The 14692-nt window shown below is 50.3% G+C and carries 14 protein-coding genes; 8 read left to right on the forward strand and 6 right to left on the reverse strand.

Annotation, left to right across the window (positions count from 1 at the left end):
- The first annotated feature begins 7 nt into the window (after window positions 1-7).
- From sdhA to M2277_RS20040, 4 genes are all read left to right on the forward strand, one after another.
- Complete coding sequence (gene sdhA / locus M2277_RS20025) at window positions 8-1750, forward strand: succinate dehydrogenase flavoprotein subunit (RefSeq protein ID WP_006212586.1); 1743 nt, start codon at window positions 8-10, stop codon at window positions 1748-1750.
- A 19-nt stretch (window positions 1751-1769) separates the two neighbouring features.
- Window positions 1770-2534: a succinate dehydrogenase iron-sulfur subunit gene (gene sdhB / locus M2277_RS20030; protein ID WP_006212585.1), complete on the forward strand. Its 765-nt coding sequence runs from the start codon at window positions 1770-1772 to the stop codon at window positions 2532-2534.
- Between the two features lie 119 nt (window positions 2535-2653).
- Window positions 2654-3454: an AAC(3) family N-acetyltransferase gene (locus M2277_RS20035; RefSeq protein ID WP_063477732.1), complete on the forward strand. Its 801-nt coding sequence runs from the start codon at window positions 2654-2656 to the stop codon at window positions 3452-3454.
- Window positions 3455-3609: 155 nt separating this feature from the next.
- Complete coding sequence (locus tag M2277_RS20040; RefSeq protein ID WP_006212583.1) at window positions 3610-4299, forward strand: potassium channel family protein; 690 nt, start codon at window positions 3610-3612, stop codon at window positions 4297-4299.
- A gap of 83 nt (window positions 4300-4382) precedes the next feature.
- On the opposite strand, the gene M2277_RS20045 is transcribed toward M2277_RS20040, so the two are convergent.
- The gene (locus M2277_RS20045; RefSeq protein ID WP_006212582.1) at window positions 4383-5762 is read right to left on the reverse strand and encodes an aldehyde dehydrogenase; all 1380 of its coding nucleotides are present in this window, start codon (window positions 5760-5762) and stop codon (window positions 4383-4385) included.
- Between the two features lie 102 nt (window positions 5763-5864).
- On the opposite strand from M2277_RS20045, the gene M2277_RS20050 reads away from it, so the two are divergent.
- Window positions 5865-6773, forward strand: coding sequence for a metallophosphoesterase (locus M2277_RS20050; RefSeq protein ID WP_280755423.1), 909 nt, complete (start codon window positions 5865-5867; stop codon window positions 6771-6773).
- Between the two features lie 230 nt (window positions 6774-7003).
- Here M2277_RS20050 and M2277_RS20055 read toward each other — a convergent pair whose 3' ends face one another.
- Both M2277_RS20055 and M2277_RS20060 read right to left on the reverse strand, forming a co-directional pair.
- Window positions 7004-7813, reverse strand: a complete 810-nt coding sequence (locus M2277_RS20055) for a histidinol-phosphatase (RefSeq protein ID WP_006212578.1) — start codon at window positions 7811-7813, stop codon at window positions 7004-7006.
- Window positions 7814-7872: 59 nt separating this feature from the next.
- Window positions 7873-8775, reverse strand: coding sequence for a LysR family transcriptional regulator (locus tag M2277_RS20060; protein WP_006212577.1), 903 nt, complete (start codon window positions 8773-8775; stop codon window positions 7873-7875).
- Window positions 8776-9195: 420 nt separating this feature from the next.
- On the opposite strand from M2277_RS20060, the gene M2277_RS20065 reads away from it, so the two are divergent.
- Entirely contained in the window at window positions 9196-9654 is a 459-nt protein-coding gene (locus M2277_RS20065) for a chemotaxis protein CheX (protein ID WP_006212576.1), read from the forward strand.
- A gap of 96 nt (window positions 9655-9750) precedes the next feature.
- Window positions 9751-10524 (forward strand): SDR family NAD(P)-dependent oxidoreductase, encoded by a 774-nt coding sequence (locus M2277_RS20070; RefSeq protein WP_280755474.1) that lies wholly within the window; start codon window positions 9751-9753, stop codon window positions 10522-10524.
- A 13-nt stretch (window positions 10525-10537) separates the two neighbouring features.
- On the opposite strand, the gene M2277_RS20075 is transcribed toward M2277_RS20070, so the two are convergent.
- Together M2277_RS20075 and M2277_RS20080 are read right to left on the reverse strand one after the other, a co-directional pair.
- Window positions 10538-11371, reverse strand: coding sequence for a nucleotidyltransferase domain-containing protein (locus M2277_RS20075; RefSeq protein WP_280755424.1), 834 nt, complete (start codon window positions 11369-11371; stop codon window positions 10538-10540).
- 62 nt (window positions 11372-11433) lie between these two features.
- Entirely contained in the window at window positions 11434-12375 is a 942-nt protein-coding gene (locus tag M2277_RS20080; RefSeq protein ID WP_280755425.1) for a helix-turn-helix transcriptional regulator, read from the reverse strand.
- Between the two features lie 150 nt (window positions 12376-12525).
- Here M2277_RS20080 and M2277_RS20085 point away from each other — a divergent pair, with 150 nt between their 5' ends.
- Window positions 12526-13275, forward strand: coding sequence for an alpha/beta fold hydrolase (locus M2277_RS20085; RefSeq protein ID WP_063477727.1), 750 nt, complete (start codon window positions 12526-12528; stop codon window positions 13273-13275).
- Here M2277_RS20085 and M2277_RS20090 read toward each other — a convergent pair.
- Window positions 13259-14542 carry an adenylosuccinate synthase gene (locus M2277_RS20090; protein WP_152826636.1) on the reverse strand — a complete coding sequence of 428 codons (1284 nt, stop codon included), beginning with the start codon at window positions 14540-14542 and terminating at the stop codon, window positions 13259-13261. The genes M2277_RS20085 and M2277_RS20090 overlap by 17 nt on opposite strands.
- Window positions 14543-14692: the final 150 nt, after the last annotated feature.

Below are 14692 nucleotides of genomic sequence, written 5' to 3' on the forward strand. Positions count from 1 at the left end.
ACGAAAAATGGCATCTAATATTATTGTAGTGGGCGGCGGCCTTGCCGGGTTGATGGCAACCATCAAAGCGGCAGAAGCCGGGGCTCACGTTCATCTATTCTCACTTGTACCTGTTAAACGCTCTCACTCCGTGTGTGCGCAAGGCGGAATCAATGGAGCTGTTAATACCAAGGGCGAGGGTGACTCTCCTTGGGAGCACTTTGACGATACGGTATACGGCGGCGACTTCCTGGCGAATCAGCCACCTGTAAAAGCGATGTGTGAAGCGGCTCCTGGCATTATCCACCTCATGGACCGCATGGGCGTTATGTTTAACCGTACCCCGGAAGGGCTGCTCGATTTCCGCCGTTTCGGTGGAACGAAGCGCCACCGTACTGCGTTCGCTGGCGCCACGACAGGTCAGCAGCTGCTGTATGCGCTTGATGAGCAGGTTCGCCGTTGGGAAACCGCCGGTCTCGTTACGAAATACGAGAACTGGGAGTTCCTGAACGCAATCATCGACGACGAAGGCATCTGCCGCGGTATTGCTGCCCAGGATCTGCGCACGATGGAGATCAAGGCGTTTAAAGCGGAAGCCGTCATTCTGGCAAGCGGTGGTCCCGGCATTATTTTCGGTAAAACCACGAACTCCGTCATCAACACCGGTACAGCAGCAAGCGCTGTCTATCAGCAAGGCGTTCATTATGCAAACGGGGAATTCATCCAGATTCACCCGACGGCGATTCCAGGTGATGACAAGCTTCGCTTGATGTCGGAATCGGCACGCGGTGAAGGCGGACGGATCTGGACCTATAAAGATGGTAAGCCTTGGTACTTCCTCGAAGAGAAATACCCGGCTTACGGAAACCTGGTGCCGCGTGACATCGCAACCCGTGAGATTTTCTCTGTGTGCGTAGACATGGGACTCGGCATCAATGGCGAGAACATGGTTTACCTCGATCTCTCCCATAAGGATCCGAAAGAACTCGACGTGAAACTCGGAGGCATTATCGAGATTTATGAGAAGTTCATGGGCGATGATCCGCGTAAAATCCCGATGAAAATCTTCCCGGCAGTCCATTATTCCATGGGCGGCATGTGGGTCGATTACAACCAAATGACAAACATTCCGGGGCTGTTTGCAGCCGGGGAATGCGAGTATCAATATCACGGTGCAAACCGTCTGGGTGCGAACTCCCTTGTCTCCGCGATTTATGGCGGCATGGTGGCCGGACCGAAGGCCATTGAATATATCAAAGGCATGAAGAAGTCGACAGAGGACATTTCCTCGACCGTATTTGATCGCGTAGCGAAAGAGCAAACCAACAAATACGAAGGCCTGCTCAAGATGGAAGGTACCGAGAATGCTTACGTGATCCATAAAGAGCTGGGCGAATGGATGACCAACAATATGACGGTGGTTCGTTATAATGACAAGCTTGAGGCAACCATCGGCAAAATCAAGGAATTGAAGCAGCGCTACCGCAATATCAATATGACGGATACGTCCCGCTGGAACAACCAGGGCGTGGCATTCACCCGTCAGCTGTGGAACATGCTGGAGCTGTCCGAGGCGATGACGCTGGGCGCACTTCTTCGGAACGAAAGCCGCGGCGCTCACTACAAGCCTGATTTCCCTGAACGTAACGATGAAGAGTTCCTGAAAACAACGAAAGCTGCTTGGACGCCTGACGGACCGCAGATTTCATACGAAGAAGTGGATGTTTCCTTAATCCCGCCGCGTATTCGCGACTATTCGAAAGACAAGTAAGAAGGAAGGGGGATTTAATATGTCTCAAACGGCAGCCGCCTCAAAGAGTGTCAAGTTTATCATTACACGCCAGGACAACCCGGAGACGAAATCCTACACTGAGGAATTCGAGCTTCCATACCGTCCAGGTATGAACGTCATTAGTGCGCTGATGGAAATTCAGCGTAATCCCAAAAATGCGCAAGGTCAGACAACCGCGCCGGTATGCTGGGACTCCAACTGCCTTGAGGAAGTTTGCGGAGCTTGCTCCATGGTCATCAACGGCAAGCCGCGCCAAGCATGTGCCGCGCTGATCGACAAGCTGGAGCAGCCGATCCGGATTCAGCCGATGAAGACGTTCCCGGTCGTAAGAGACCTGGTTATCGACCGCAGTCGTATGTTCACGGCGCTCAAGCGTGTTAAGGCGTGGATTCCAATCGACGGCACCTATGACCTGGGACCTGGACCGAAAATGGCTGAGAAGAAGCGCCAGTGGGCTTACGAGCTGTCCAAATGCATGACATGCGGTGTATGTCTTGAAGCTTGCCCGAATGTTAACGAAAAAACGGACTTTATTGGTCCCGCGGCCATTTCCCAAGTCCGCTTGTTCAACGCTCACCCGACAGGAGAGATGAACAAGGAAGAGCGTCTGGAAGCTCTGATGCAGGATGGAGGCATTGAGGGCTGCGGCAACTCGCAGAACTGCGTCCGTTCTTGCCCGAAAGGCATTCCGCTTACAACGTCCATTGCGGAAATGAACAAGGATACAACCAAACATCTGTTTAAGCGCTGGCTTGGCGTTTAATCGGATTTCAGGTTTCACAACCAAGGCGTCTGACCGGGGCATCACTTCGGTACAGGCGCTTTTTTAATGTGTGATATAATTCATGTGTTTTACGGATATTTAAACAGAGGTGAGTTAGGTTGATTATAGAAAGACCGATTACGATACAAGACATAAGCGATGACTTGATGATTCTGGGCGTACAGAAGGGAATGACCTTGCTTGTCCATTCCTCGCTCAAAAGCATTGGGGGGTGGGTTGTTGGCGGTCCAGAGGCAGTCATACTGGCGCTGGAGGAGGTGTTGGGCGAAGAAGGGACACTGGTCATGCCGACACAATCTGCGAACTTGACCAATCCTGAGACGTGGGGAAATCCTCCGGCGGACCCGAAATGGTGGGAGCTGATCCGCGAGGGCATGCCGCCCTATCATCCCGATATGACGGTCACTACGGGCATGGGGATTATACCGGAGGTGTTCCGGAAGCAGGAAGGCGTTATCCGCAGCGCTCATCCTCATGTCTCGTTTGCTGCCCGCGGCAGGAACGCAGAGTCACTCATGCATCCTCATGCGCTTGATTATAGCCTGGGAGAGACCTCGCCTTTAGCGCGTTTATATGAGACAGGAGCCTACGTGCTGATGCTGGGGAGCGGTTATGGCAATAACACATCATTCCACCTTAGCGAATATCGCGCCGATTGGGAAGGAAAGAGGATAGTTACCGCCCATGCCCCGGTACGCAGAGTGCAGGGGAGAACGGAATGGGAAGCATTCCAGGACATCACCTACCATTCCGATGATTTCGAAGCCTTGGGAACAGCATTTGAAGTTGAATGCAGGGAAGCATACAAGCATGGCCGTGTAGGCAAGGCGAAATGCATCTTGGCTGAACAACGGGCCATGGTGGATTATGCGGTGCGCTGGATGGAGGAGAATCGTTAGACTCGTAAAGTGTCTTGAGAACCAGCTGCCATGAACACATCACGCCAATTACGCCGATTACCAACCACCTCCAGGTGTTTCAGTACCGTTTCGAGGGTAATAGGATGATAGTAAGGCCTGCTGGTCAGGCCCCAAGCCGAAGGAGGGGACTGAACATGTCCTGGTGGATGTGGCTGCTCAATTTAACTGGATTGCTGCTGTTGATCTATTTTTTCTACAGCATGGATAAGAAATGGTCCAGCAGGCCTTTGCTGCTAGCCCCGCTGCTCATTTATGCCCTGGTGTCGGTTGAAGATCTGCTCGGGTGGATCGATCTCATGAAGATTGTGCCCGGAGAAGGCGGCATGCGCGCTTTGATCCTGCTGTTTGCGTTATGCTCCGTTATTTTTTATGTGCTGTACATATTTGATAAGATCGCTGACTCTGTTCATCAGCACGTCGATATGAAAACAACTCTGGTTCGAATAAGCATGGCGGCGGGCATGTGTATTTTGTTCTTCACGTTGGTGTATATGTCCATCTATAAGCTCTTTGGAGGTGTATCCTTCGAAGGTGTTAATATCGGTCAGGATTTGCTGAGCCAGTTCATTACCTTCCTGTATTTCAGCATGGCGACGTTTGTGACGGTGGGGTATGGTGATGTAGCCGCTGTGGACAACACGTCCCGGCTGGTGGTCGTGCTGGAGATTGCATTCAGCTTCATTACCGTAGCCTACGCGCTGTCGATGCTGGGAACGCTTCGCCGGATCTTTAAACCGGGTGGAGACGGCTCGGAGATGCTGGATGGCGGCGAAGAGAGTAAGAAGGCCAACATGCCGCACCGGAGAAAGCATTCTTCCATGTAATAAAAAAGAGGCGCACCAAGTTGGTGCGTCTCTTTCAGTTCTGCCGGCGTAGAAGGAAACGGACGCCTTGCTTACAGCCGGGCCTACGGCTTCATTAATTTTTTCAGGATGCCCAGACCGTTTTTTGAAGGGTAACGGAATTTAAAATCAAACCGGTTGGTCTGTTTGAGCACACTCTTCATATGGGAAAAGGTATGAAAGCTGTATTCTCCATGGTAAGAGCCCATGCCGCTCTCCCCGACACCCCCGAACGGAAGGAAGGGCGTTGCCAAGTGCATCAGCGTATCGTTCACACATCCTCCGCCAAAAGAAACGGAAGAAAGAACGTAATCCTGCACGTCTTCATTCTCGGTGAACAGGTACAACGCCAGCGGTTTAGGGCGGGCATTAATTGCCTGGACAGCTTCATGCAGATGGTCATAGGTCAGGATCGGGCACAGCGGCCCAAAGATCTCTTCCTCCATCACGGGCATATCCCACGTGATATCATCCAGCACGGTGGGTTCAATGAGCAAGCGATCTCTAAGGGTATTTCCGCCGTGACGAAGGGTCCCATTGTTCAGAAATCCGGATAATCGGTCAAAATGCTTCTCCGACACAATACGGCCGTAGTCGGGGTTGGCCAGTGGTTCCTTGCCATAGAACGAAGTTATGGCATCCTTCAGATGCGAGATGAACTTCTCCTTCACCTGGCTGTGGACCAGAATATAATCCGGGGCAACACAGGTTTGGCCGGCATTCGTATATTTGCCAAAAGCGATACGTGAAGCCGCTAAGGCAAGGGGGGCATCCTCATGGACGATGCAGGGACTTTTTCCACCAAGCTCAAGTGTGACCGGGGTCAACTGCTTGGCTGCGGCTTCCATGACAATTTTGCCGACATGGGTGCTGCCGGTAAAGAAGATATAATCCAAAGGCTGCTCCAGCAGGCTTGTGCTGACCTCGGGTCCTCCCTCGACAGATGCTACGTATTCGGGATCGAACGTCTCTTCGATCATTGCAGTAATCAGCCTCGATACGTTAGGTGTTAGCTCGGAAGGCTTCACAATAGCAGTATTCCCGGCCGCCAGTGCTCCGATGAGCGGAGAGATGGCCAGCTGCCAGGGATAGTTCCATGGGGCGATAATCAGCGCGGTGCCGTATGGCTCGGGATAGACCATCCCTTTGCTGCCGACGTGCGTCAGCGCGGTTTTGACACGCTTGGGCTTGGCCCAGCGCTTCAGATTCTTTATGATGAAGGAAAGCTCTTTGTAGACAATTCCAATCTCGGTGGAGAAGGCCTCCTGCTCGCTCTTGTTTAAATCCTTGCGAAGGGCTTCCATGATGTCGTTTTCTCTGGCTATCACAGCTTGTCGCAGTTTCCCCAGCTGCTGTAGACGGAAATCGATTTCCTTGGTGATATCTTTATGAAAAAAATGCTGCTGTGCCGAAACTATTGCTGCTATAGAATCGTTAACAGTCATAATTAAGACCCCTTTCTCTTCGGATCGTTTATGTATATGAGTCATGGGTAAGGCTGCAAAACGGGTATTCTTTCATTTTATTATATAGGAGGATGTCCATATATGAGAAATCCATCCTCAGAACCGCTGCATGGTACCGCTCGCCAAGGAGCAGAACGAGTTAGTCAACGTAAGACGTTGTCGCGCCGCCAGTTTCTTAAGGCAGGTCTATCGACGGTGGTCGGAGCAGGCGCTGCAGCCGGGGCCTACGCCTATCTATGGGAGCCTCATCGGCTGGAGGTTACCCGACTGGAGGTGCGGCTTCCTTCACTGCCCAAGGCTTTTGACGGGATGAAAGTGGCACACTTTAGCGATTTGCACCTGGGTTTTCATACTGGAGCGAAAGATGTGGAACGTGTGGTGCAAGCGATTCATGCAGAGAAGCCGGACATGATCTGTTTTACAGGGGATATGGTGGATGGTCATGCAGAGGATATGACAGAAGCGATTAAGCCGTTTGCCACGCTCAAGGCCCCTCTTGGTTCATTTTCCATACTGGGTAATCATGATTACGGAGACGTGGAGAAGCTGACCCACATGGAGGAGGAGGCCGGGTTTAGAGTGCTTCGGAACTCTTCGGTGAAGCTGCGGCGGGACGGTGCTGTGATCGCGGTGGTGGGATTGGACGATGGAATCTGGGGAAATCCGGATCCGATAGCGGCCACTCGCGACTTGCCTGAGGGCATGTTCAAGCTGCTGCTGATGCATGAGCCGGATTATGGAGACATTGCGGCTGGGTATTCATTCCATGTCCAGCTCTCCGGACACAGCCATGGGGGCCAGGTCCGCCTGCCCTTGGTGGGTGAGGTAATAACGCCTCCCGGAGCAAAACTTTATGTGCAGGGGCTGTACCATATTGGCTCTCAAGGGATGCAGCTCTATGTAAACAGAGGAATCGGCACGACAGGGCTGCCTTTTCGTTTCTTGTGCAAGCCGGAGCTTACCATGCTCACATTACGCTCAATGACATGACAGGATCTTTAGTTATCTATCTAAAAATTTCAATATGAAAGGTTTAACTGGAATTTGTTACACAAATGAAATATACCTGTTATCAAACTCTAACAGCCGCAGGTTAAACTTATCACATGACCCCCTTTTGAGAATATATATTATGTTTTGGACCCGGAAACGGGTCCACTTTTTTTGCCTATTTTGCTTAACTTCATAGGTATATACGAAAAAACAGAAGGGGTACCCCATTAGAGAGGTACAGTCACCTTCTGTTTTTGTTCGAAGTATACCCATTCCTTATATCCGATTTCTTTGAGCACTTTGGCAACTTCATCGAACTCATCCCCGACACGGGAAGGTTTGTGTGCGTCAGAACCGAACGTAATATCGACACCATGGTGGTGGGCAACTTCCAGTATGGCATGGGAAGGGTACCAGCCGCCGGATAACTTGGTTTTACCCGAAGTGTTGACCTCGATAGCCAAGCCGCATTCTGCGATAACGCGTAAGGTTTCATCGATAGCAGCATCGGTCATGATATCGGAAAAAGGCGGGTAATTGCCTTTCATGGCATCCATGTGGGCGATAATCTGGAACATCCCGCTGCGCGCGGATTGACGGATCAGATTGAAGTATTCCTCTTTATCGGCAATCTGCTGCTCCGGGGTCAGGTTGTTCCAGCGCTTCTTGTTAAAGATGCTTACATCTCTGACGTGATGAATAGAACCGATGATGTAGTCAAAAGGGTGAGCAGCTAACGCTTGCTGATAAACCGGGGCATGGTCAGGAAAATAATCGGATTCAATGCCCAGCAGCACCTTGATTTTCCCTTCGTATTCCCGCTTTAATTCCAAAACCTCTTGGACATAACCTTCAAAATCCGTTTTCCTCATGGAGATGGCCGGGAAGGGTTGATCTTCGGGGCTTCCAAAATACGGAGTATGGTCAGAGATCCCAATCACCTTAAAATCCGCGGCGATCGCAGCGTCGATATAATCCCGAATGCTGCCTTCTGCGTGACCGCAGCGGAAGTGATGGGTGTGCAGATCAAATTTCATATGGACCTCCTTCATGTTGATAGAATGGTTGTTAAGATCCTCTAGGGATTGTATTTGCGTTATTCACTGCTGATGAATTGCGTTTCCGGCATGCCTTTCAGATCGCTGAGGAATTGACGCATCGCTGAGCTGACGTATCGCCCGCTCTTATAGATTACGCCGACAGGATGGCTGACTTCAAGCTCGCTGAGTGGAACGATCTGCAGGGTGCCGTTGCGGAGCTCGGTAGAGACCGACTGCTTCGAGATGATCGCTGCGCCCAGATTGATCTCGACCATCCGTTTAATTTCCTCGCTGCTGGACAATTCCATGACAACCTGCGGATTGATGCCGTGCTTTTTCATCACGTCATCGGCGAAACGTCGGCCGACGGTGTCACGCGTAAGCAGAATGAGCGGCGTTCCACCCAGTACGTCCATACTTGCAGTAGACAGTTTAGCCAGCGGATGCTGTGGAGATACAACCAGCTCAAAGGTATCGTAATACAGAATGGATGTGCTTAAGTTGGGATTGCGCTCGATCAGATAGCCGATCCCGATGTCGATGAGACCATTCTCCACGCTGTGATAGATCTGTGAGGAAGCCATGGATTGAATGGTAGTTTTGATATGAGGGAATTGATCCTGAAAGTAGGAAAGCACCCGTGGCAGGATTTGAATCGCAATGGAAGTAGTTGTACCTAACTGGATATGTCCCTGGGGAGTTTGGTCAAGGTCGGATAACCGCTGTTTCAGCTCATCCACAATGCTGAGGATTTGTTCGGCGTGATCCACAAAGACCTGCCCCCGGTCGGTTAACGTCACTGGCTGGCTCCGGTCGACCAGTACCGTCTTGAATTCTTCCTCCAGGCTTTTGATCTGAGCGGATACCGCTGGCTGTGTCAGATTAAGAAGCTCTCCCGCTTTGCGAAAGCTCATCGTTTTGGAGATGGTAATTAGCGTTTCCAATTGGCTGATGTTCATAGCCTTCCTCCTTACTTGATATGTTCTTCCGCTCCTACGATCGCGTGCAACCTGTATTACTTAAATTATAGGTTATTCTCCCCGGTGGAGCAATGAAGAGAGCAAACCTGCCGGTTATCGACTAAAAAAGCTTAAAAACATTTTAATTTCCGCATAATTATTATTAAAAGATGGGGCAACCATCCGATAATAGTAAAGTAGACATAGAAAAAAGGTGAGACCAAAGGCCCGTTTAAGCGAAAGGATTATCTTCGTATTAAAGCGTTTCAGGCGATATCTGACATAGCAAGACAGTTGTTGTCATGGGGGCTGTCGCTATTTTGTGATGATTTATTACAAGGTATCCATTATAATGTTTAAATAAATAGGTGGGACTTTGGGACCCTGACCAACAACCCAGTGAAAGGGGCGTAATGAGGAATGAAAGCTGAAGTCATCAATCCTTTTTTAGAGTCCGCACGACACGTAATCGAACAAGTCATACAGGTTTCACCTTCCACGGGGAATCTTGGGGTCAAAGAGATCGCGTATATCGAGAATCATATCTGGATCCAAATCGGCATGACAGGTCAGATGAATGGTGATATTGTATTTGGAATTCAGGAGCATGTAGCGCTGCAGATGGTATCCGTGATGATGGGCGGTTATGTCATTACCGAGATGGACGAGATGGGCCGGAGTGCGATTTCAGAGCTCGGTAATATGATCAGCGGCAATGCCAGCACCATTTTATCGAATCAGGGTGTGAGTGTAGATATTACGCCGCCAAGAGTGATGAAGTCGGATAGTACGTCAAATCTTATTCAGAAAAAGGCGCTTTGCATTCCGCTCTTCATGGAAGGAATCGGAGAGCTGGATATTCAAGTCATGATTTCATAAAATAAGAGTAGTAAACCCAAACCGTGCACGTAACGGCCTTCATCTAAATCGGTGAACGGGGAGCTGCTGCCGGTGAAGAAAGGGATAAATGAAATCATGCTGAAAAACAAAGTTGTTGTCGTTACAGGAGCATCGAGCGGAATCGGGGCCTTGATCGCGGAGAAACTTTCTGCGGAGGGCGCCCATGTAGTGCTGTGCGCACGTTCAGCAGACCGACTGCAGGAAGTCGGCGAACGGATATCCGGATCTCATGAATTATCCATAATGGATGTCCGGAATTCCGAGCAGGTTGAGTCCGTCATGAAGGGGATTCAACGTCAGCATGGCAGAATCGATGTGCTGGTCAACAATGCCGGTTATGGCAAGTTTGAAGCCATTATGGACATGCCGGTGGAAGAGTTCCAGGACATGATGGACGTGAATTATATGGGCATTGTGCGGTGCACCCAAGCCGTGCTCCCAGGCATGCTGGAGCGGGGAGACGGCCAAATCGTCAATATCGCGTCCATGGCTGGGAAGATCGGAACGGCCAAATCGACTTCCTATACGGCTACCAAACATGCTGTGCTGGGATTTAGCAATGCCTTGCGACAGGAGCTGCGTCATACCGGAATTACGGTATCTACCGTCAATCCGGGGCCCATCGATACCCCGTTCTTCTCGTTGGCGGATCCAACAGGCGGGTATGTCAAGAATGTGAGCTGGTTTATGATGAAGGCAGACTATGTTGCGGATCAGGTTGTGAAGCTGGTTAGAAAGCGCAAGGAAGAACTCAATCTTCCAAGGCTTGCTTCATTCGGTATAAGGCTGTATCAGCTATTCCCACGGTTTGCGGACCGTGTGTCGTATAAATGGATGAACAAGAAGTAGCGTGCCTGCTGATTCACAATGCTTCTGTTTCGAAGATGATGTCCTGAAGCAGCGACAAGGCCAGTTTTGTTTTTTCTATATCGGATGAGAGCAGTGTAATCACTTGGTCCAATCGATCCTTGTAGTTCGCAGGCTTGAGGAGAAAGGTCTCGATCATGGATACTGCACGCTTCTCGTTGATACAGTATAGCCCGTTTTTGGCGAAGATCACCTGATTCAGGCACGAAATACTGCGGAAGCAGTGACCGGTTACATAAGTGATATCATCGATTAATACTGCTTTTTCCGCAAGCATCAAGGAGAAGGATGCCTCGAAGGTAAAAGAGCCGATCATCGCATCCTTTAATGCTGGTGGATATGGAATCGTTTTGGCTTTCCATGTCTTGATCCGATCATCGGGGTCAGACAGTATCTGGCAGATTGCAACTTCCCCCATATACATAACATTCAGATAAGCGTGTGGATGTCCGGTCTGGTAATGGGCTGATACCATGCCAGCAGAACATTCCTCAATTATGCGTGACACGCGGTGAACATCGCGGAATAAGAAATCCACATGGTAGCCTTCTGACCTTAACCAGCCGCCCCCGTTAACCCAGGCTCCCCATTCTCCCAGGGAAGTGATGATGTTATCACGATGCTCGTCGTCTAATTTCCTGGCTGCCCTGGCTACATCCTCCACCTTGAATCCCTGTGATTCATCATAATAAATGCCAATATCGATGTCGGATTCCGCTGCGGCGGTGCCTTTGGCCCTTGATCCTCCAAGGACTACACCTGTAATGCCAGGCAGACCCTGCAATTCTGTCGTTATGCGCTGGATTAAATGCTCCAATTCTGAATTCATTACGAGACCATCCCCTTTATCGCCATTCTAAAAAGTCTGCTATCTCTATTGTCCGATGTCTTTTATGTATATCTTCGCTTCATGGCCTCTATTCTCTCTAACGTCCATTGGACCGCTTCAGTCGGTGAGATGATGGTTGCTTCCTCTCCCAGCCGCCAAACATAGTCCGAGTAGAACGCAATGTCTGCTGCCGGAATTTCAATTTCAACCGATCCACTGCCGTCCTTGTTCTTGTGGATAAAGGGACCGAGCCGTGTATCCGTTTCGAGCTGCCAAACCCCTTTGGAAGTTAATTGTACCTTGAACTCTTTCATTTCCCAACCACTGGTTACCGGTTTGTTCTTCAGCGTCTTGACGGCGATATCCTCGCGGATGGCGATGGACTTATTCAGGCTGGCAGCCGTCATCCGATCAACTCTGAATTGCCTGATGTCATCTTGTGTGAAGCAGTATGCCGGACAATACCAGTAGCCCGAGCTTGCATACAGGCCGATCGGTTGTATATCCCGCTGGCTGCTTCCGGTTGATGAGCGGTAGTGGACGGTAACGACTTGCCGAACCATTACAGCTTGCATAAGCGTCTGGAGAATGTTGGCTGACATCGGCCGGAACGAATTGTGAATCATGACGCGGTCTTTAAGGCGATTGATCTGTTCCTTGATGTCTGCGGGCAAGTAATGATAGAACTTGTGGATTGCCGCGGCTGCCCCGTCACCGAACGGTAACGAACTGAAGTCGTTCAGGGATTGGCAGGCAAAAAAGATCGCGATCGCTTCGCTTTCCGTGAAACTGATCGGCGGCAGCATCCGCTCCTGCAGCAATCGGTAACCGCCGCCCCGCCCTTGCACGGAATAGATCGGCACGCCGAGAACGCTCAGCTCATCCAGATCTCTGGACAAGGTTCTGACGGAGAGACCAAATTCGTCGGCCAACTCTTTAACGGTAAACGTTTTTTTTGCGTTGATCATCATCATTAATTGAATCAGACGCTGGGATTTCTGCATGGCACGCCTCGTCTCATCATTTTTTATTTATTTTATCTTATTCCTTAAATAAGACAATATCTGTCTTATTTAGTTGATACGATATCACCAGAAGATGGATTTCATGATAAACCGGGAACATGACAAGTCATTGGAAGGGAGTCATAAAGGATGAAACAAGAAATGTCTCAAGAGCTTGGATTTGTGTTTGTGCATGGTGCAGGGTTGAACGGAGGGGTTTGGAATTCGGTTGTAGATGAGCTGGGCCATCCGTATTTGGAGGTCGATTACCCTATGCGAAGCGGGTCAGCAGCACCGGGACATCATCTAAAGCTTGAGGATTACGTAACTCATATGACGGAACAGGTGAGAGGGTGGAAGACGGACAAGTTTGTAATCGTGGCTCATTCTCTGGGTGGAGTGTTTGCTCTGGAGATGGCTGCTCAATTATCCGATCGTGCTGTAGGATTCGTGGCAATCGGTGCCGCCATTCCTAGGCGCGGCAGGTCGTTTGTTTCGATTCTTCCGTTTCCCCAGAGAGTGATCATGCCATGGGTTCTAAGAATGGCCGGGACGAAGCCGCCGGAATTCGCAATCCGTAAAGGGCTATGCAGTGACCTGCCGGTGGAGCATGCCTCCCGCATAGCAGCAGCGTTTGTTCCAGAGTCACGCCGAGTCTATACGGATCGGATTCAAGTGGCTGTTCCCGATATACCCAAGCTTTATGTGAAGCTTACCCGAGATAAGGAGTTTGGAGGATCCACACAGGATACCATGATAGCCAATCTGTCCCCGGATGGGGTAGAGAGCCTGGACACCGGGCATTTGCCGATGTTGAGTAATCCCGGTGGAGTCCGGCGGATTCTGAAAAGCTTCGCCGCTCAAGTGAATGCACGCCACTCGTCTATGATCTCATCATAATTTGATCCCGTCTTGGACCGACGGATATCGTCTTGATAGGAACTCCAATCGACGATTCAACAAACTGCACATATTGCTGCGCGGCTTCAGGGAGCTCTTCAAACGATCGGATGTCCGACAGGTCACACTTCCAGCCTTTGAGCGTCCTCAGGACGGGTCTCGCGGATTGCAGATCGGCCGTGACAGGAAAATGATCCAGAATGCTTCCGTCCTCTAATTCGTAACCAACGCATACTGGAATGTCATCCAGGTATCCCAGAACGTCCAGATTGGTCAGTACGGCCTCCGTAGCGCCCTGTACCATACACCCATAGCGAGTGGCTGCCGTATCAAACCACCCCATTCGTCTGGGCCGGCCGGTCGTTGCGCCGTATTCCCCGGCATCTCCACCGCGGCGCCGGAGCTCGTCGGCTTCATCTCCGTGGAGTTCGGTCACGAAAGGACCCGCTCCGACACAGCTTGAATAAGCCTTCACCACAGCGATGACATTGCTGATGGCGTACGGCGGGAGCCCGGCACCTACTGGTGCATAACCTGCCAGAGTAGATGAGGAGGTAGAGAACGGATATATCCCGTGATCCGGGTCGCGCAGTGCTCCTAATTGGCCTTCAACCAGGATGGGATCGCCTTTGATATAAGCCTGCTGCAGCATCGTGGTGGTGTCTTTTATATAAGAAGTTAAGTATTGGAAAGGCTCGAGAAGCTGATCGACCATTTCATCCACGCTTAGCGGATCTCTGCCGTAAAGGTGCTGAAGCTGTACATTCTTGATATCCAGCAGCTGCTGGAGTCGCACACGAAGTCGATGGGGATGGAACAGATCAGCGACCTGTATCCCGAGCTTAGCATATTTATCCGCATAGAATGGAGCAATTCCTCGTTTGGTAGAACCGAATCCCCGGGCACCGAGTCGTTCTTCCTCCAGCTCATCCAGCAGCCGATGAATGGGCAGGACGACTTGGGCACGTTCGGATATAAACAGATTGGGCTTTGGAACATTCCTAGCTTCCAACTCTTGCAGCTCCTTCAGTAATACATCCATATCCAGAGCCGTCCCTGGACCGATAATATTCGTTATATTCGGATAGAACACACCGGATGGCAGCATGTGCAGTGAAAACTTCCCGTAATCGTTAATAATGGTGTGGCCGGCATTGCTGCCCCCTTGAAATCGAACGACATACGAAGATTGTGCCGCAAGAACATCCGTCATTTTACCCTTGCCTTCGTCTCCCCAATTAGCACCTACAATGGCTGTGACTGTCAAACTGTTCGCCTCCTGCGATCATTTTCTTTTACTGGCTCATTATAATTGGTTGTTACAATATAAATAAAATTGATATTAATAATGGTAGACATTAGTTTAAGTTATGTTATACGATTCTGTGGTGAAGGATACTTCGATGCCGGATGAATT

Source organism: Paenibacillus sp. LBL (assembly GCF_029893715.1).
GTDB classification, from domain to species: Bacteria; Bacillota; Bacilli; order Paenibacillales; family Paenibacillaceae; genus Paenibacillus_AQ; species Paenibacillus_AQ glucanolyticus.